The following is a 19865-nucleotide window of genomic DNA, read 5'->3' as shown; positions in this document are numbered from 1 at the left end:
TTCTCACCGGTGTTACCAAGTTCAGCAAAATCAGCATTTTCAGCGATTTGAATAATCTTAAAGACATCAGCCTCAATGAGACCTATACAGGCATCTGCGGTATGAGTCAAACAGAGCTTGAAACAAATTTTCAACCGGAGATACAAGCCCTTGCAGAAAAACAAAAGCTCGACTATTCGCAGGCGCTTGCTGCCCTAAAACAGTGGTATGACGGCTACCTATTCCACCCGGCAGGGGTAGGAATGTATAACCCCTATAGCATTCTCAATGCTTTTGATGATAAAGAGCTCAAAAGTTACTGGTTCGGTACGGGAACGCCGACTTTTTTGGTTAACTTCTTAAAAGAAGCGCACTATTATATCCCCAACCTTGATGGAAAGGTTGAACTTGATGAAGAAGGCTTGCAAACCTATCGGGCTGTTGCTCAAGATGCATTGCCGATTCTGTTTCAAGCGGGATATTTAACGATCAAGGAGTATATCAGTGATCTGAGGCTGTACCGGCTTGGTTTTCCCAATAATGAAGTACGGTACGGTTTTTTGCATAATCTGTTACCGGCATACTCCGATGTACCGTTCGGTCAAACAGGGGTATGGGTGGGACGGTTTATACAGGACATCCGTAAGGGCAATGTGGATGAGTTTATGGAGCGGATGCAGGCGATTATCTCAAGCATACCGTATGATGATTTCCCGAAGGACAAGCTGAAACTGAGGGAACAGAACTACCAGACGGCAGTGTATCTCGTCTTTGCACTGATGGGACAGTTTGTACAGACGGAGGTGCATTGTTCAACTGGACGTGCGGATTGTATTGTACAAACAGCGGCTAGTGTTTATATCTTCGAGTTTAAGCTTTCCGGCAATGGCAGTGCGGAAGATGCCCTCAACCAGATACAAAAGAACGGCTATGCAGAACGGTACAAAGCTGATAGCAAGAAAATTGTGCTGGTAGGAAGCTCTTTTGATGAAGAAACACGCACGATAAAAGACTGGAAAACCGAAGTGCTGGAAAACTAAACTATCTGCATATTGCCTCTTTCCCAGCCTTTCCTTAGATTTGGTTGTGACGTTTAAAATAAAATCACTATTGTATAAAGATTGAATTTTAGACTCGCTGGGTACCTCTAAAAAAGCTAACTGTGTTTTTAGAGATGCCCATCAGCACCTTGATGAGGGCTTGAGAAATATTAAAAAAGATTATTTCCCCGTTCACAGCAGCGTACGGAGGAGTGATCATTGGAGTAATCATGCAAGAAAAATATGCACAATATCATGCATTAATTGAAGGCGAGACTGATAGTATTGCCTTGATGGCAAATACCAGCGCCTTTATTATGGAGACAATGCCTCGATTAAACTGGGCTGGTTTTTATATTTTACGAGATACTGATCTGGTTTTAGGCCCCTTTCAGGGAAAACCTGCGTGTTACAGGATTGCTCTGGGAAAGGGTGTTTGCGGTTATTGTGTTTCGCATCAGAAAAGCATTATCGTGCCTGATGTGCACGCATTTCCCGGGCATATTGCCTGCGATGCTGCCAGTAGAAGCGAGATGGTAGTTCCCGTGCTGCGCGGTTCTATTCTGTACGGCGTTATTGATCTGGATTCGGCAGAGTATAACCGTTTTACCGATGAGGATAGGCTCTTTATCGAACAAATTGCACAGATTTTTGCCGAGAAATTGGTAGTATAAGCCGGTTTTCAGAGGTGCGGATATCTATTGATAATCCGCTTTGAGCTTTGACAAAAGAACACTTTTCCGCTATCGTGCTGAGAAAACTATGAATACAGTAACTATTAAGGATTGTACGGACGTTCATTCAGAGCTGTCTGCTGAGCGTTTTTTACAAACTCGCTTTTGGGCGGAATTTAAAAAACAGCATGGATGGGAATATCGGCAATATGAGCTATATGCGGCAGACACCCATTCTTTTTTGCTCACCGTGCTGCTGCGACCCCTCCCCCCTTTTGGACTCCTTGCGTATATTCCGATGGGACCGCCGCTTTTAGCTGATTGCGATTCTCTTTCTCCCGAATGTGCACAAAGACGCGGACTTTTTTTAAGCGATCTTGCAGAAAAATTAGTACCGCTGCTGCCGGGCAGTGTTTTTTTGATACGCTTTGATCCCCCGTGGGAATGCACCGTTAAAAATACCAAAACGGAACAGCGCGAAGATCAGTTTCCGCTTACTCCTTACACAACGGAAAAAGTACCGTATCAGCTTTTAAAAGCACAAACCGATATTCAGCCGCCCGATACCGTACAGCTTGATTTAAGCCTTCCGCTTGAAACCCTCCTTGCTGAATGTAAACCGAAATGGCGATATAACATCCGGCTTGCAGAAAAAAAAGGAGTGGAAATCCGGCGTTTTACAGGCACTGAGGCAGAACGCGGTATTCAGTTTTTTTACCCGCTTTACTGTGAAACCGCGGTGCGGGATGGCATTGCTATCCACTCCGAGGATTATTACCGGTCTTTATGCCGATTAGCAGCTGATCCTCACTATGCGGCGGAAGGAATCACTGTTTCGGTGTATGGTGCTTTCTTTGAAGAAAAACCGCTCGCTGCAATTATCACTCTTTTTACTCCGTATGAAGCTGTCTATTTGTACGGAGCATCCTCCAACGAACACCGTAATCTGATGCCAGCCTACCTGCTGCAGTGGCAGGCTATTCAAGATGCCCGAAACTATGGCTGCCGCTCATACGATTTTTATGGTATTCCTCCCCGCGATGACCCTGATCACCCAATGTATGGACTCTACCGCTTCAAAACCGGTTTTGGCGGGTCTATTATTCACCGTGTCGGAACCATAGATATTCCGGTATGCCGCTGTCTTTACTATCTCTATGCTTTGGCAGAACAGCTGCGTGCTTTTTGGTTTAAAACGGTAAAAAAGAAGCTGCGCGGTCTTTTTTCTTGACCATTTGCGATTCCGTTAGTATTTTCTATTCATCAGCCGAGAAACAAAAACAGCAGCTCTGCTGATAGATTGATAAAGCGCTGAATGAGGATGGAATGACAAAGAAACACGGAAAGAAACATGAGAATGAAACCCAGCCGATAGACGCACAGATTCCGGAATCCGGATGCGAAGAAAACAATGCAGCTGCACAGACACACGGAGTCCATGCTGAAAAGGAAGAAGTGCATACGGAAACGCAGCCTACCGGTCAGCAAAAAACACAAGCGGATATCGCAACCGGTGCCGAGACTGTGCAAACTGCGGAACCCGGCAAAGAAGCTAAAACGGAACCATCGGATGCAGAAAAGAATGCACAGCTCGAAGCAAAGTGCAGGGAGTTACAGGATCAATATTTACGCAAAGCGGCAGACTTCGATAACTACCGCAAACGTATGATCAAAGAAAAGCAAGAAGCTATTGACTACGCAAACAGCAATTTGCTTTCCGACTTGCTGCAAATATTGGATGACTTTGACCGTGCTATTGAAGCCGGACAGAAGGCGGGAACAGATGGTACGGAGGCATTGATGCAGGGCGTACAGATGATCCGCAACGGCTTACTTTCACTGTTGGAGTCGAAATATGGCTTGCAGTATTATGAAGTACAAGGAAAGGTGTTTGATCCTGAAATTCATGAAGCGGTTGCAACCAACCCCTCAACAGAAGTTACGGAACCCACCGTCGGGGCTGAACTGCAAAAAGGCTATAAACTAAAAGAACGAATACTCCGGTCGGCAAAGGTCATGGTATTGATGCCTGCGCCGGCAGAGGAAAAATAATAGGCTTCCGATTACGCTCATTGAGCTTTTCGGAGCTGTCTATGGACTATAAGATAATAGACCTGTTCGCTAACTACGTTGCCGAACAGGTCGACGAGTTCTAAATCGCACGATTTAGAACATCACAATTCAAGGTAACCTGTTCAGAAATGCAAGTTTCCGAACAGGTTTAATATCCCGTACGGGGTGCATAGGAAGGAGATTTTATTATGGGAAAGATTATCGGAATTGACTTAGGAACAACCAACTCTTGTGTTGCAATTATGGAAGGCGGAGAGCCTGTTGTTATTTCAAATGCTGAAGGGGGGCGCACCACACCTTCTATTGTTGCATTCAAAAAAGATGAACGGATTGTCGGGCAACCTGCTAAAAACCAAATGATTACCAATCCGGAAGGAACAGTGTACTCGGTAAAGCGGTTTATCGGGCATCGGTATAACGAGCTGACCGACGAACTCAAGCGCGTTCCGTATAAGCTGGTACCGCAGGGTGATGATGTCCGTATCGAAGTAGACGGTAAAAAATATTCGACACAGGAAATTTCGGCTTTTATCCTGCAAAAGATGAAGAAAACTGCAGAAGATTATTTAGGCGAAACAGTAACGGAAGCGGTTATCACTGTTCCTGCATACTTTAACGACGCACAGCGCCAAGCGACAAAAGATGCCGGTAAGATTGCCGGGCTGGATGTAAAGCGCATTATCAATGAACCGACGGCGGCTTCGCTTGCATTCGGATTCAATAAAGACTCAAAGAAAGAGAAGATTATTGCGGTATATGACCTTGGCGGCGGTACCTTCGATATTTCGATTTTGGAATTGGGCGACGGCGTATTCGAGGTTAAGTCAACCAACGGTGATACCCACCTGGGTGGCGACGACTTTGATAACCGCATTGTAGAATGGCTTGAAAAAGAATTCAAGGCAGATCAGGGTATCGACCTTTCACAGGATCGTATGGCATTACAGCGGCTCCGTGAAGCGGCGGAAAAAGCAAAGATTGAGCTTTCCAGCCGCGCAGAAACGGAAATCAACCTTCCGTTCATCACCGCCGATGCAAACGGCCCCAAGCACTTGCAGAAAACACTGACCCGTGCAAAGTTTGAGCAGATGACCGATGATCTTTTTGAGCGGACAAAAGAACCATGCCGCAAAGCCTTGAAGGATGCGGGACTTGAAGCAAGCCAGATCGACGAAATTCTGCTGGTCGGCGGTTCCACCCGTATGCCGAAGGTTGCTCAGATTATCAAAGAGATTTTCGGTAAAGAAGGTTCAAAAGGCGTAAACCCGGACGAAGCAGTTGCAGTTGGAGCTGCTATCCAAGGCGGTATCTTGGGCGGCGATGTCAAAGACGTATTGCTCTTGGACGTTACCCCGCTTTCACTCGGTATCGAAACAATGGGCGGCGTGTTTACTCCGTTGATTAACCGCAATACCACCATTCCTACCCGCAAGAGTCAGGTGTTCTCGACTGCGGCTGACGGACAGACTGCAGTTTCCATCCATGTCTTGCAGGGTGAACGCGGTATGGCAAGCCAGAACCGGACGCTCGGCAACTTCGACTTGGTCGGTATTCCTCCGGCTCCCCGCGGTGTTCCGCAGATTGAAGTTACCTTCGACATCGACGCAAACGGTATTGTACACGTCTCCGCAAAAGACCTCGGTACCGGTAAAGAGCAGCACATCCGCATCGAAAGTTCCAGCGGCTTGAGCGAAGACGAGATCAACCGCATGGTAAAAGAAGCGGAAGCCAATGCTGAAAACGATAAGAAAGAGCGGGAAAAGATTGAGGTACGCAACGAAGCAGATTCAATGATCTACCAGACTGAAAAGACCTTGAAGGAAATGGGTGATAAGGTTAATGCAGCCGACAAGCAGCGCATCGAAGAAGCTATTGCAGCTTTGAAGAAATCTCTTGAAGGCGGAGATACTGCCGACATTAAGTCAAAGACCGAAGCGCTCCAGCAAGCTGCCTACAAGATTGCAGAAGAAATGTATAAGCAGCAGGGTGCCGCGGCTGGTGCTGCCGGAGCAGGCGCAACTGAAAGCGGTCCTACAAAGGGAACCGCCGACGACGTTGACTACGAAGTCGTAAAAGACGAAGATAAATAAACCGATAGGCATCCCTAAATATCCACTAGGATTTTAGGGATGCTTTAAAACCAAAAGATACGGGTTTTGTACAAAACCCTATGAGAAACCCCTAAAGACCTTAGTCTTTAGGGATAACCTATACGCTATTATGGAACAGGTTTTATCATGGTACAATGTTGAACGGATCATGTACTCAATCATAATAACGCAAATACCGGCATTCCCCCTTCCTACCTTGCGTTTTTCTTCTATGATCCGCACGTTGCATTTTAACTCCTAATACCATATACTTTCTACGGCTATGGAAGACGAACTACAGATAACCCTCACTAATGATTATGCGTTCAAACGCTTGTTAGGCTCGGAAGAAAATAAACCGCTCTTGCAGGACTTTCTGGAGTGCATTCTTGACCTTACACCGCAACAGGTTCTCGATCTTGAATTCATGGATAAAGAGTTGACGAAAGAAGAGTTCAGCGATAAAACGGGTATTCTGGACGTAAAACTCAAACTCACCAACGGCACGGTTATCGACATAGAGATACAAGCGTTGTGGAATGCATCATTTGTAAAACGAACGCTATTCTACTGGGCAAAGATGTACACGGCAGATTTTAAAGCCGGCAAATCGTATGATAAACTGCATAGATGTATCGCAATCAATATTATTGCAGACGGTTTCAGGCTCAATGATGCTATTCATTCAGAGTACCTGCTACAAGAAAAGACAGCGCATACCGTACTAACAGATGTGCTTGAAATACATTTTTTGGACTTGCACGCAGCAAAAAGGGCGAAAGAAGAAGGGAAAGGGGCTGGTAAACGAGGTCAGCTTATTAACTGGCTGCGATTTATAGGAGCAGCCAATAAGAAGGAGAGAGCGATGATAGCAACGAAGTCACCGGTATTACAAATGCTGAATGAAAAGATAGACGTATTAACTTTATCGCCGACAGAACGGAAATTGTATGAGTCAAGAATGAAGCTGAAAAGCGATATAGCGACCATCTCAGAGACTCAATTCAGTGCGGGGGTCGAGCGGGGTAAATCGCTCGGGCTTGCTGAAGGCGAAGCAAGAGGTAAATCGCTCGGGCTTGCTGAAGGCGAAGCAAGGGGTTCTCGACAAAAAGCTCTTGAAACGGCACGTAACTTACTTGTGATAGGTTTATCTATTGAAAATATCGCAAAAGCAACTGGTTTAACCGTACAGGAAGTGGAGACACTTAATCAATAATGAGAAAAGTCTCTAATATTTTTATGATGCGGAATCCCTGAATGGTAGTATTTGCGTTATTGCTTTCTTAGTCTATTTATTGTTATTATATATTATTTATGATCAAACCCTAGGAGCTTACTTTGGCACAACGAGATTATTATGAGGTATTGGGCGTAGCAAAGACCGCTACCGCCGATGAAATAAAAAAAGCCTACCGCAAATTGGCAATTCAATATCACCCTGACAAAAACCCCGGAAATAAAGAAGCGGAAGAAAAATTTAAAGAGGCGACTGAAGCCTACGAAGTGCTTATTGACGACAAAAAACGCAGCGTTTATGACCAATACGGCTTTGACGGCGTAAAAAACATGGGCGGAGGTTTTGATCCGTCTGCATTCCAAGGTTTTGAAGATATTTTCGGCGGAGGGGGAGGGCTTTCTGATCTATTTGAAAGCTTATTCGGCGGAGGTGGCTTCGGAGGATTCGGCGGGTTCGGTTCATCGAGCCGCGGTTCTTCACGTGGCAGCGGCGGACCCGCACGAGGTGCAAACCTCCGGTATGATTTGCAAATCGAGTTTACCGACGCGGTATACGGTAAGAAGATAGAAATACAGTATTCACGCGATGAGCATTGTACGGAGTGCAAAGGCTCGGGAAGCGCTGGCGGGGGCGGTCGAAAGATGTGCCCCGACTGCAAGGGTACCGGACAGGTACGGCAGAACACCGGCTTTTTCTCCATCGCGAGTACCTGCCGGCGATGCGGTGGCGCGGGAACCATTATCGAAAATCCGTGTAAAAAATGCAGCGGTTCCGGCTTAGAGCGGAAAAAGCAGAAGATATTGATCACCATTCCTGCCGGTGTCGAAGAAGGCAAGCGCATCACCATCCCTAAACAAGGAAATGCCGGTTCCGGCGGCGGTGATTACGGCGACCTCTACGTGTTCATCTTTATTAAACCGCATCATTTGTTTGAACGGCATGGAAATGATCTCTACTGTGTGGTTCCCATTTCTATGACACAGGCAGCTCTCGGTGCCGAAATTTCTATCAAGTCACTCACTGATAAACAGTTGACGGTCAAAATTCCAGCCGGTACACAGCACGGCGATGCTGTACGCGTCCGGGGTGAAGGCGTTCCTGCTGCAAGCGGCAGAACCGGCGACCTCTACCTCAAGGTCATCATAAAAATACCGACGAGGCTTTCTTCCAGCGGTAAGAAACTGCTCAGCGAATTTTCTGCACTCGAAGGGGAAAATACGGCACCGGATATTGTGCCGCTGTCTAAGTTATAGCCCCCCTTTTGAAAATATACGGCGCATCTGCGTTGTCGCTACGCCGAAATAAATGCTCAACGTACAACAAGTACGCCTCCGCTTTATTTCGGCTAGGCTCCTAGCATCTGCATCGTCTATTTTCAAAAGCGCTGGAGGTAGGGGGAGCTACGGCATCCGTGCCGCTACTGAAAACAGTTCTCAATGTAGCAGTACCGCCAAGGATGGCGGTGGTTTCATGCAGCAGTGATGTTTTTGCGATGCAAAAACTCAGGTTCAGAAGTGTACACGGATGTACTCTTCTGAACACTCGCTTTTCAAAAGTGCTGGAAGCGGGAGCAGTCACGGTATCGTTACGCAAAAGCGAATGTTTGACGTATTATTTTTCAAAAGATGGGGGAAGATGATGAAAAAAAATTCCATAGTAATAAGCATTCTGTTTTGTCTGTGCTGTGCGGCGGCGTTGAATGCAGAAGAGGCAGCTGATGATTTCGGCTTTGATAGTACGGAGGAGTCAGACAGTGTGTTTTCAATCAATATGGGAGGCAAACTTTCCCTTGGCGGTGCATTCTATTTTAATGATTTTAAGACTTTTAAGGATGTGCAGCCCGGCTCGCTGATTGAGGGAAAGCTGCATGTTCACGCAACGGCTCCGCTGACGGAAGCATACTTTGGTGTTAAGCTGAACGGTAAAACGCTTGCACCGGCATTGGGTACGAGTCAGGCGGTGTTTCCAAATCCGCCGCAGATTGCGCAGTGGATAGACGAAGCATATCTTAAAATGCTCTTTGGTCCGGTGGTGATTAGCGGCGGCGTGCAAAAGATGAACTGGGGGCGCGCAGAAGATTTGAGCGTTCTTGATATTGTCAATCCTCGGGATAAAACGGATCTTACACTGATATATGATCCGCAGGAGATGAAGATTGCCCGCCCGCTCATATCTGCTGTCGTGTATCTTCCCCATGATCTCAAACTGGAAGGTGTCTATTTACCGGTATTTGAAGGAAACCGCATTGTTACCGGAAAAAACGACCGCTGGTATTCGCCGCAGTTTCGCTGGTTTGATCAACCCTGGGACAGCAGCACTTCGGTCTTTCATGCACCTAGTACTAATACCCTCGAATATTCGCAGGGAGGCGGGCGGCTTACGGCTGCTATCGCAGGCAAACACGACTTCGGTATTCAGTATTTTTACGGTCGGCTGCCGGAACTTGCGTTTGAAACCCTTTCCCCTGCAACCTTTACCGGTCTCTACAATCCCTATCACCATATCGGTATCGACTACGGTATAGGGCTTGGTGCCGTATCGCTCAGTGCGGAACTTGCTGCGAATATTACGTCCGATGTACGGGGGACTAACCCTTCCATATATAATCCATTCTTGGCATGGAATGTCGGAACCGCCTATTCCGCACCGCTCGGCTTTACGTTCAGTCTCACTGCAGCAGAAAACATCAGACTCCATCACAGCAGCATTTCTAACAGCTATGATGTTGAACAGGGTAAAAAAGCAACAGATACAAAGCTGGTCTTTTCCGTAGCACAGACGCTCTTCCGTAACTCTATTGAGTGGAAGCTCAGTGCTCTGGTTGGGCTTGAAGACGCAGACTTCTGTATTATGCCGGGTTTTCATTGGCAGCTGGCAACCCTGCTTCTGGATTGTAACATCGGTATCTTCGGCGGTAAACAGACCGGAAACCTCGGACAGTTTTCCCGCAATAGCTTTATCAGACTTACCGCCTCGTATGAGTTTTAAGAGAAAAGAACGAGGCACCGCTAAAAACTCAGGTATAGCTTTTAGAGCTACCAAAAAGAACGAGGCTGTGTGAACGAGGAAGCCTAGTGTCCCACGCACGAAAAAGCTTTTTATTCGTGTGGAGAGTTTAATACCCCGACGATCGCGTCGGGATATGTTGATTCGTGCGGAGGGTAATGCTCACATGCCTCGTCGGGATTGTTGATGCGCGCAAAGGGCTAATACCCCGGCATTCTGCGCATAGCGTAGGGGATTAAACTCAACTACAACTGCCTTGTTATGTTATATTACCTGCATACCAAACGCATACCTAAAAGACGGTCGGTGTAGTATGCATTCTGAGGATTTCGATGGGCGTGAGCTATTGTATCCGGACGAGAAATAAAACTTCCGCCGCGCCAGTTGCGACGGATTGGAGGGGGCGTTATAGAATGAACATCAAACCCTGTTGGATCGGTTTGCTCGCCGCGAGGTGAACGGGTATCGTATAAATCCCAGCACCATTCAGAGACATTCCCCCCTATATCGTATAGCCCGTATCCGTTCGGCTGCTTTTTGGCGACTTGATGTGTTTTACCATCAGCGTTCCCGCCTTCCTCATTTTTATACCAGGCATAGTTTTTGAGCTCTATCCTTTCATTCGTTCCTGCCCATTTATTATCCGAACCTCCTTTTGCTGCCCATTCCCATTCAGCATCTGTCGGCAGCCGGAAACCGTTCTTGCTCATATCCAATACAGCCTTGTTCCAGTCATCATTATTTCTTGTGGGTATATCGGCAAATGAAAGAGTTTCAAAATTAACGGGAGTACCTGAAACTGTTACTGTATAGCATGGTTCACGCTGTAATTTTAGACTAAGTTTATTGCAGAACGCGATTGCGTGATACCAGTTGATAGTATCCACCGGACGCTTTATCTGTTCTTCACCGCTTGCAATATTCGTATCAACTGTTAGTGTCGTTCTCGGCACCTGCTTATTTCCGCTATTGTCAAAAAAGCTGGGATTTTTATTCATCACCCTTTCCCATAGCTCTTGAGTTACTTCTGTTTCTCCGATAAAGTATGCTGTTAAACTTACCCTGTGCTGCTGATTATCACTTTGATTATGATCTCCTACCAAACCATTTATTACAGCGGATATCCCTTTCATCTTAAAAGTAACACTGTCTACCGTAAAATCCTGATCATTGGCAATAGGTGTAAAGCTCATCTGCACGTCTAAGTTCTCTTTTATGGTATGTTTATAGTTTTTGGTTGTGTTACTGGGGACGCCGTTTATCGTCCAAACACCTATAGTGTAGCCGGGATTGGGTGTTGCTGTGAACGTAACTATTGTTTCATACTCAAGATGCTGACCTGTCTGGATTTCTGAACCGTGTAATACTGTTGCAGTAACGGACCCATGCGCATCGCTTGCGCGAATGTTACCTGATACGTTCGTTTTTTAAATCTTACTTTTACCGTTGTGTCTGCGGTAATTTTTATGTTTGCCGTGGTATTTCCCGGTTTTCCGCCTGACAATAGCGTTCCTCCTGAGATTTCCCATTTATCAACAGCATATCTGTCATCGGGACTTGCTCTGAACTCAATCTCCGTATTCCGGGCTACTTTATTATCTTCGGCAAGAGAAGGATTTGCAGATATAGCACCATGTTCACCGTGCTCCATGGTTACGGTATACAATACGGGAGGAATCGGTTTAAAAGCCACCGTAATGGTGATACTGTCTGTAACTTTGTGCGTCACTCTTTCTGCATTCGGTGTAGGCGGTGTAATGCCTGCCCAGCTGCTTACCATATAGCCTGCGTGAGGCTCTGCCGTAAAGATAACAGTTTTACCGTATGTTACGCTGTTTCCGGTATTGACTTCTGTGCCATCCTCTGTTTTAGCCGTTAGTGTTCCGTTCTCGCCGTTTACAGTAAAGACTACCGGCAATACGGATGCCTTGAAGCTTACTTTTACTGTTATGTTTGTGTCGATCTTCACCTTTGCAGTCGTGTTACCCGATGAGCCGGTACCTGCTTCAAAAGCACCTTCTACAATCGACCACGTATCAACTTCATAATGCGCTGCCGGTTTAGCCGTAAAGATAACAGTTTTACCTTTTTCTATGCTGTTCCCGGTACTGATGTTCGTCCCATCAGCGGTTTTAGCTGTTAGTACACCGTGTTCTCCGTTTACACTAAAAGAGACCGTGAACTTTTCAGCGGTAGTATCAACGTTCATCTTACAGCTCATTACGGCAGTGCCGAGTATCAACGCTACTGTTAAGCAAAAGAAACGGGCGTACCCTGTGGATGTTTTTACATTCATAATAAATATCCTCATCATTCTTAGAAAAGCAGATGATAGTGGTTGACAGGTATATCTGCTTTGGTATATTTAAAATACTGAGATAAATACTACAATGAAACAATATATTTGTACAAGATATATATTTTTATGTGTGCTTTTGCTGTGCTGTACTCACTTGTTAATAGCTGAAGCCGAATCATCTCCTCTTTATCAAAAACTATTAGATTACCGTATCTTCCACAGTAGTGCTTATCGGCAGCTTCAGATGCAGGCTGATATAGCTGCTAATAAAGCGGAAAAAGCACGGTCGGAAGCATTGACGGTATTAGAAGTCGGTAGCGGAGATACCCGGTTGTTGCTGAACGGTAATACAGCAACAACCGGCATTAAAACAAGTCCGTATGCATCAGTTTCTCTCCCTTCTTATAATAATACCGGTATTAAGGTTAGTGTTCCATATAGTAAAGCAGCCCGTACGGGGAATATACCCGGTAGTTCCGGGGTGACGCAAACGCAAAGCCTTGGAACGGAAGTAACCGTATCTACGGATATTTATTCAAAAAATGCTGAAAGCCGCAAATACACCCTCAATCTTGCGCAATCCGAGGCAGATACTGCACGGCAAGCGGCAGTTGAAGGTATCTCTCTTACAGAAAAGCTGTTCCTTCAGGATATTCAAGGCTTATTAGATGATTATATGGCAGTTCTTGATAAAGAATTGCATGAAGTAAAAGCCGAGATACAATATAATCAAATAAAAGCACAGGGATATGCTGAAAATTCAACAAAAATGCGTACTGCCGGTTTGGAACTGTTAGGGGCTTCACGGGAGCGCCGAAATGCTGATTTTAGCTTTTCTGCATCATACCGTATGTTTGCGGAAAGCTGCGGAATAGCAGAAAATATCGAACCTTATACTTTTTTAGCTGAATTATGGGATTCTATACCGGTACAAGCTGCTGTCGATATAGATTGTTATGATCAGTCTATCTATAAACCTTTGATTGAAGCTGAACGGCAGTATGTACAAAATACAGCTAAGCGGGATATTGCTCTTTCGCCGTTTTCAATAGGAGCTGAAGCCGGTTATCGTTTGCATAAGACTCAGACATCTTTTGGAAGTGTAACCGATAAAGAGCTAACCCATGCGGTGTCCGGTGGTTTGAATATGCAATTCCCGGGCGGTAAACTCTATACCGGTGTTGAAGTGCCGATTGCTGATCCTAAAAATACTGCTATCCGTTTAGCGTTTAACTGGAATCCTTTTGCACTCAAATATCGAAAACTGGAAAAACGCAATGCTGTTCTTGAAGCAGCTATTGAGCAGCTTAAAATAGAAGATGCAAAAGAGCGGTATCAAAAACAAGTGCAGACCAGCAAAACAGCGAAAGATCAACTGGTATGGCAGCAAAATACTGTTGCCGCGGAATTAAGTATCTATAAGCAGAATGCTGAAGATCATGCCCAATGGTATAAAGCCGGCATTATCAGCAAGGTTGACAGCTTGCAGGCTGAACTTGAGTATAAAAAGGCTGAAGTCCGTGCGGCAAAGGCAAAAACCGCTGTTATTATTTTTAATATTGATACGGCTTTGCTATTCAAAAATATAAATTGCAAGCGGAACGAGCGATAAAACCGGTTTCGTTTAGGCAAGCGGGGACACCATCTCTCTTCATATCCCAAATATTTCGTAATTTTTCCCTTGCAACACTGTAGTATTTCCAGTATAATTTATAATCTTGCGTATAAATAGACTATAAAATCCATAGAAACGAGGGAGGAGAATTATGAGTAGTGATATTTCAAAAATGAGAAATATCGGTATAAGTGCGCACATTGACTCGGGTAAAACGACGCTTTCAGAACGCATTTTATTTTATTGTGACCGTATTCACACCATTCATGAAGTACGCGGAAAAGACGGTGTCGGTGCCGTTATGGATAACATGGAGTTGGAGCGGGAGCGAGGTATCACCATTCAGTCCGCATCCACACAGGTTAAATGGAAAGATTATACAGTTAATGTTATCGACACTCCCGGACACGTTGACTTTACGATTGAAGTTGAACGTTCCTTACGTGTTTTGGATGGAGCTATCTTGGTGCTCTGTTCTGTCGGCGGTGTACAATCCCAGTCAATTACTGTTGACCGTCAGCTGAAGCGTTACCATGTTCCGCGTATTGCATTTGTCAATAAGTGCGATAGAACCGGTGCAAACCCTTTAAAAGTGCGGATGCAGCTGCGGGAAAAACTTGGACTTAATGCCTACATGATGCAAATCCCCATCGGTTTGGAAGACAAGCTGGAAGGTGTTGTAGACCTTGTAACTATGAAGGCTCTTTATTTTGAAGGTGATGGCGGAACGGAAATCCGGGTTGCAGAAATTCCCGCTCATCTTGTTGATGAAGCAAAGAAATACCGGGATGAAATGTTGGATGCTGCTTCTATGTTCTCCGATGAGCTTGCAGAAGCGTACTTGGAGGGTGCGGAAACAGAAGAAATGATCCGCGCTGCAATACGGGTTGGGACTCTGAAAGAAGAGTTTGTGCCGGTATTCCTTGGTTCAGCTTATAAAAACAAAGGTATTCAGCCCTTGCTGGATGCTGTTACCTACTATTTGCCGGATCCCACGGAGATTACAAACAAAGCGCTTAACTTGGACAAAAATGAAGAGCCGGTTGTATTAAGTACAAATCCGAATGATCCTGTTGTATCGCTCGGCTTTAAGCTGGAGGACGGCAAATACGGTCAGCTGACTTATGTGCGTATCTATCAAGGAACGCTCAAAAAAGGCGCAGAACTATACAACACGCGTGCCCGCAAGAAGTTCAAGGTCGGTCGTCTTGTCCGCATGAACTCTGCTGAAATGGAAGATATTACCGAAGGCGGTCCCGGAGACATTGTTGCCCTCTTTGGTATTGAATGTGCATCCGGTGATACATTCTGCGGTGGGGATTTAAACTACGCCATGAGTTCTATGTTCGTTCCGGATCCGGTTATTTCTCTTTCCGTTACACCGAAAGACAAAAAATCTGCAGATCAGATGGGTAAGGCATTAAACCGCTTTACCAAAGAAGACCCGACATTCCGCACATACGTTGATCCTGAATCCAACGAGACCATTATTCAAGGTATGGGTGAGCTGCACTTGGATGTGTATATTGAGCGTATGCGCCGTGAATACAAGTGCGAAGTAGAAACCGGTATGCCGCAGGTTGCATACCGCGAAGCCATCAGCCAGCGGGCAGACTTTAACTATACTCATAAAAAGCAGACGGGCGGTTCCGGTCAGTTCGGACGGGTTGCAGGCTTTATTGAACCGACTTCTGAAAAGGATTATGAGTTTGTTGATCAGATTAAAGGCGGCGCTATTCCATCGGAATTCATTCCGTCTTGCGATAAGGGCTTTACAACTGCCGTTAAGAAAGGCACGCTGATCGGATTCCCCATTGTCGGTGTACGGGTTACCATCAACGACGGTCAAACACACCCGGTTGACTCCTCCGATATGGCATTCCAAGCTGCCGCTATCGGTGCATTCCGCGAAGCATACAAAAAAGCAAACCCGATTGTACTTGAACCGATTATGAAAGTATCAATCGAAGGACCTCAAGAATTTCAAGGAAATATCTTTGGACTTATTAACCAACGCCGTGGTATAATATTAGCATCCACTGAGGATGACCAGTTTACCCGGGTTGATGCAGAGGTTCCGTTAAGTGAAATGTTCGGTTTTTCCACCATTTTACGCTCTTCGACACAGGGTAAGGCTGAATACTCAATGGAATTTGCAAAGTACGGCAAAGCTCCTCAGAGTATTACGGAGAGCTTAATTAAAGCGTACGAAGAAAAACGCAAAGCGGAACAAAAATAGGAGGCGGAAAATGGTTAAAGAGGATTTGATCGAACGCAGTGCTGTTCGCAATTTTGAAAAAGCGCTTGGCGGAGCATTACAACCCGGAGAAATCGGTATTGTAACAGCAAAAAGAGGCGTTGGAAAAACCTCCATGCTAGTTCAGCTCGGACTGGATCAGCTGTTGCAGGGAAAACCGATTGTACATATTTCCTTTAGTCAGCAAATTGATTATGCCATTACGTGGTATAACAATATGTTTGATGAAACAGCTGAGAAAAAGCACCTTGACAAAGCAGCTGAATTAAAATCTGAGGTTATTGCACGGCGTATTGTCTTGAATTTTAATCAAGACATTGTGCGTACAACCCAGATTATTAAGACAGTAAAAGCGCTCTTTGAAGTTGGTTCAAAACCTTCTGTGCTTGTTATCGATGACTTTGATTTTTCAAAAGCAGTACCAGAAGCCATTCAGCAAATAAAAGCGTTTGCAAAGGAGATGGGGCTGTTTGTTTGGTACAGCGCCTCATCGGATGCACGGGTTAAGGAAATACACGCAGATTTAAAGCCTTATGCAGCTGATCTTGATGTAATCCTTTATTTGGAACCTTCTCCGGAAGCCATCAAGATACACGCTTTAAAAGCTCGCGAAAAAGCAGAGTTTGACACCGGTTGTAAACTTGATTCTAAGACTATGCTCTTAGCAGAAAAATAACTGCTGAGAATCCTGTCGTACATTAAAAAAAAATCCCTGTCAGCACGCAAATATGCTGGCAGGGATTTTTTATATATTCGGTCTAATGTCCGCAAAACAGCAAACAGACTTTGTAAAACGATTTGGACATCTCTAAAAACTGATTTGCAGGGGCGGTCTTTAGAGATGGTTACTTTTTCGACATTCCCACGCGTTTAAAATTAAGTCTTTATACAGTAATGACTTAATTTTAAGCATTTCATCTAAATCCAAGGAAACTGTCCAAAAACTGAATGAACTCCCTTACAGAACAAGCCAATAGACTTGCAATTTTGGGACAACTCTGGGCAGAATTAAAAGTCGTACCAAGACACTGGAATGGGCTTCCCCGAAAAAGTAAGTTGATCTCCTTCAATACGGTACTGATATATATGTACTTGTTTGACTTTTTTTTCAAGGTGAGCAGTTACGCTCTTTTTTATATTTTCTTTCATTTTCACAAAAGCTTCTGTAAGCGGGGTGTTTTCATCCATGTTCGACTCTTTGTATAGGCTGTTTTGCATTGATTTTAATGCTTTCTTAATCAGCTTACTCTGCTCTTCCGCATTTTTGTTCGAAAACTCTTCATAGGATATCTCTGGAAGCACCATTTGAATCCATCTTTCAAAAAGCTCTTGATCGGTCGTAACGTTAGACTGATCCGGAAATTGTTGTGTGATGGTTTTGATGTCTTGCAGTGTAACCAAAGTTTTCTGCTGCAAGTCAAGGAGGGAAAACTGTAGATTAAATGGGAATTCTTTCTCTGCGAAAACCTGTTTTGCAACTTCTTCAGGTTCCATAAGGCTATTATCTTTATAAGTCAGGCGTTCAAGCGTTGCTGTTATTGTTTTAGCAGTGGGATTAATGTCCACACGGTATACGGCAGCAGGTTCACCATTTACACGGTGTACCGTCAGCTTATTGCCGTCAAATTCATAACTACTTCCGTCGCTGCCGTTTCTAAACTGCTTCCGAGCTTTTATTGTAAGCGTTTTTGGTTTTATTGCCTTTCCACCGGCAGCATTTTTTTCCAGTGTTGCAGTCAATTCTACCGTCCGGTCAACTAAATCCCATGTCTCAATATATCCGCTATTTTCTTCAATCTTTAGTATGCTGTCATTAGAAGATGACCATGTGAGTTTATACCCTGAGGGAGCCTGCGGCAGCTGAATATCGGCATCAATTTCGGCCGGTATTGTGTTGATAATATTCGCTACAACGGTTTGAAGATCGGGTTCTTTGTTTTTAGGATATACGGTTACCTCAATGGTTTTTTGGGTTTGGGCATTTCCTTTTTTTGCGGTTGCAGTCAATGTTACTTTCTTTATTTCCGTTTCATGCGGTGTAACCGTACCGTTCGGAACTGAGATAACCCCTGCCGGATTCGCATCCCAATTTATAGTGACCTCAACCTCAACAGAAGAACTACTGCTGCCGTTCGAAACGGAAACTGTTTCTTTGGTTCTTAACTGAATAGGGGACGTATCTTTCGTCATAAATGAAGGAATCGCTCTTACCGCTTGTTCTGCCGCACTGATTACCGCATCCTCATTTGTGCCGCGTACCGTAACTATAAAGGACTTTGTTGCGGAAGCAGCTCCTTTTGTGATGGTTGCCGTCAGCGTTACCTGCGTGTTCTCTTCGGGACGAGTAATACTACCGTAACTCCATTCATTTTCTTTCTTTATCTCGATTATGTTTGTCCCGTTTGACTGCCAGCTGATTTTGGTTCCTTGTAATCCATTCACAGGAAGATTCAGCCGATGAGAGCTTATATTGTCTGCAGTATCGCCGTTTTGAAAACTGAGTTGTAAAGCCTCTTTTGCTTTTTCAACCTTTTCTTGATCCGTTAAGGTAGGTTTAAATTTCACTTTTACTGTTGTGTCTGCGGTAATTGTTATTGTTGCTGTTTGGCTTCCCTCAGCGCCGCCTGTTTTGAGCGCAGTGTTCGGAGAAACCGTCCATTTTTCTACCGCATAGCCGGATTGCGCCGTTGCAGTAAAGGTAATTTCCGTACCGTCCGCCACTTGCTTATCAGATGGAATTTCAGGAACAGAGGTTACCGTTCCGTTTACCGGCGGGGTAAGCGTTACCGTGTGTTTGGTAATGGGCGTTCCATCTACTGTAAAGACAGCTTTTATCCGCACTGCCTGTGTTACCGTCAGCTTGTAAGTAGGCTCGGTCACGCCGGTGTCGGCTCCGTTATGTTCCCATTTTACAAACTTGTAACCGCCAAGCATAGTTGCGGTAAAGGTAAGTTCAGTGTTCTTATTTACCATGCCGCTTTCAGGCAGTGCAGGTGTTACCGTAACATTACCGCCGGAGGTCTTTTCGACTGTTACCTTGTACTGTGCAGCAGGCGTTTTGCTTTCGGTGCCTATATTCTGCTTACAGCCGAAAAACATTACTGCAGCAACAAGCGCAATGCAGGTAGACAGCGGCTTCATAAAAGGACGTGCACTTGTCTTTGCATCATCATAATTCATAATATTCTCCTGATCTTGATAGTTTTATATACGATCCTCTGAAAACAGATGTTTTGCCAATTTACAACATCCATAGGGTGTACATTGCTTGATGAAATGTGCTTGCGGGCGATTGGAAATAAACTTTCTTGTAGTCTTGACAATCTACAGACTATATTTTTTAAGGCATTGTGCGCTAATACGAAGAGCAGGAAAAAATTACAGCATTGCAGCTGGAAGCCGCTTGATAAAATGCCAAAGGAGTGCCGGTATATGGAAGTTCTTTTTGCAGAAGTATATTTTTTGAGCGCACAAAGAAGCGGTGCAGAACAAAATGGAAGGTCTATTTTTTGAGTGAGAACTCTATCGGGTGCTATATTATGCTGAGTGCTGAGTGCTGAGTGCTGAGTGCTGAGTGCTGAGTGCTGAGTGCTGA

The 19865-nt window shown here is 44.9% G+C and carries 14 protein-coding genes and 1 pseudogene; 11 read left to right on the top strand and 4 right to left on the bottom strand.

Annotated features, from left to right (window positions below; translation table 11 throughout):
* The 8 genes from ACTTJ8_RS08940 to ACTTJ8_RS08905 form a co-directional block, all read left to right on the top strand.
* Positions 1-1019, top strand: a 1019-nt coding sequence (locus tag ACTTJ8_RS08940) for a PD-(D/E)XK nuclease domain-containing protein (RefSeq protein WP_442720960.1), incomplete at its 5' end; no start/stop codon positions are given.
* Positions 1020-1249: 230 nt separating this feature from the next.
* Positions 1250-1693 carry a GAF domain-containing protein gene (locus ACTTJ8_RS08935; RefSeq protein ID WP_442720959.1) on the top strand — a complete coding sequence of 148 codons (444 nt, stop codon included), beginning with the start codon at positions 1250-1252 and terminating at the stop codon, positions 1691-1693.
* Positions 1694-1781: 88 nt separating this feature from the next.
* Positions 1782-2924 (top strand): lipid II:glycine glycyltransferase FemX, encoded by a 1143-nt coding sequence (locus ACTTJ8_RS08930; RefSeq protein ID WP_442720958.1) that lies wholly within the window; start codon positions 1782-1784, stop codon positions 2922-2924.
* A 95-nt stretch (positions 2925-3019) separates the two neighbouring features.
* A complete protein-coding gene (gene grpE / locus ACTTJ8_RS08925) occupies positions 3020-3745 on the top strand; it encodes a nucleotide exchange factor GrpE (protein WP_442720957.1) in 726 nt (241 codons plus the stop codon).
* Between the two features lie 209 nt (positions 3746-3954).
* Positions 3955-5856 carry a molecular chaperone DnaK gene (gene dnaK, locus ACTTJ8_RS08920; RefSeq protein ID WP_442716552.1) on the top strand — a complete coding sequence of 634 codons (1902 nt, stop codon included), beginning with the start codon at positions 3955-3957 and terminating at the stop codon, positions 5854-5856.
* Between the two features lie 283 nt (positions 5857-6139).
* Positions 6140-7072, top strand: a complete 933-nt coding sequence (locus tag ACTTJ8_RS08915) for an Rpn family recombination-promoting nuclease/putative transposase (RefSeq protein ID WP_442720956.1) — start codon at positions 6140-6142, stop codon at positions 7070-7072.
* A 122-nt stretch (positions 7073-7194) separates the two neighbouring features.
* Positions 7195-8346: a molecular chaperone DnaJ gene (dnaJ, locus tag ACTTJ8_RS08910; RefSeq protein ID WP_442716436.1), complete on the top strand. Its 1152-nt coding sequence runs from the start codon at positions 7195-7197 to the stop codon at positions 8344-8346.
* Between the two features lie 382 nt (positions 8347-8728).
* Positions 8729-10081 (top strand): hypothetical protein, encoded by a 1353-nt coding sequence (locus tag ACTTJ8_RS08905; protein WP_442720955.1) that lies wholly within the window; start codon positions 8729-8731, stop codon positions 10079-10081.
* Positions 10082-10368: 287 nt separating this feature from the next.
* On the opposite strand, the gene ACTTJ8_RS08900 is transcribed toward ACTTJ8_RS08905, so the two are convergent.
* The 3 genes and pseudogenes from ACTTJ8_RS08900 to ACTTJ8_RS08890 form a co-directional block, all read right to left on the bottom strand.
* Entirely contained in the window at positions 10369-11292 is a 924-nt protein-coding gene (locus ACTTJ8_RS08900) for a formylglycine-generating enzyme family protein (RefSeq protein ID WP_442720954.1), read from the bottom strand.
* Positions 11293-11334: 42 nt separating this feature from the next.
* Positions 11335-11415, bottom strand: a pseudogene (locus tag ACTTJ8_RS08895) (hypothetical protein); the annotation flags it as partial.
* The gene (locus tag ACTTJ8_RS08890) at positions 11412-12395 is read right to left on the bottom strand and encodes an InlB B-repeat-containing protein (protein WP_442720953.1); all 984 of its coding nucleotides are present in this window, start codon (positions 12393-12395) and stop codon (positions 11412-11414) included. The pseudogene ACTTJ8_RS08895 and the gene ACTTJ8_RS08890, both read right to left, overlap by 4 nt.
* 157 nt (positions 12396-12552) lie before the next feature.
* Here ACTTJ8_RS08890 and ACTTJ8_RS08885 point away from each other — a divergent pair, with 157 nt between their 5' ends.
* From ACTTJ8_RS08885 to ACTTJ8_RS08875, 3 genes are all read left to right on the top strand, one after another.
* Complete coding sequence (locus ACTTJ8_RS08885) at positions 12553-14010, top strand: hypothetical protein (RefSeq protein ID WP_442719082.1); 1458 nt, start codon at positions 12553-12555, stop codon at positions 14008-14010.
* Between the two features lie 154 nt (positions 14011-14164).
* On the top strand, positions 14165-16252 hold the full coding sequence (fusA, locus tag ACTTJ8_RS08880) for an elongation factor G (protein WP_442716440.1): 2088 nt from the start codon (positions 14165-14167) through the stop codon (positions 16250-16252).
* A 10-nt stretch (positions 16253-16262) separates the two neighbouring features.
* Positions 16263-16946, top strand: coding sequence for a hypothetical protein (locus ACTTJ8_RS08875; RefSeq protein ID WP_442716441.1), 684 nt, complete (start codon positions 16263-16265; stop codon positions 16944-16946).
* Positions 16947-17278: 332 nt separating this feature from the next.
* Here ACTTJ8_RS08875 and ACTTJ8_RS08870 read toward each other — a convergent pair whose 3' ends face one another.
* The gene (locus tag ACTTJ8_RS08870) at positions 17279-19450 is read right to left on the bottom strand and encodes an immunoglobulin-like domain-containing protein (protein ID WP_442720952.1); all 2172 of its coding nucleotides are present in this window, start codon (positions 19448-19450) and stop codon (positions 17279-17281) included.
* Between the last annotated feature and the right edge of the window lie 415 nt (positions 19451-19865).

This window comes from Treponema sp. (assembly GCF_052169735.1).
Lineage (GTDB): Bacteria > Spirochaetota > Spirochaetia > Treponematales > Treponemataceae > Treponema.
Note: the sequence above shows the minus strand (reverse complement) of the source record. Positions and strands in the feature narration are given on the sequence as shown.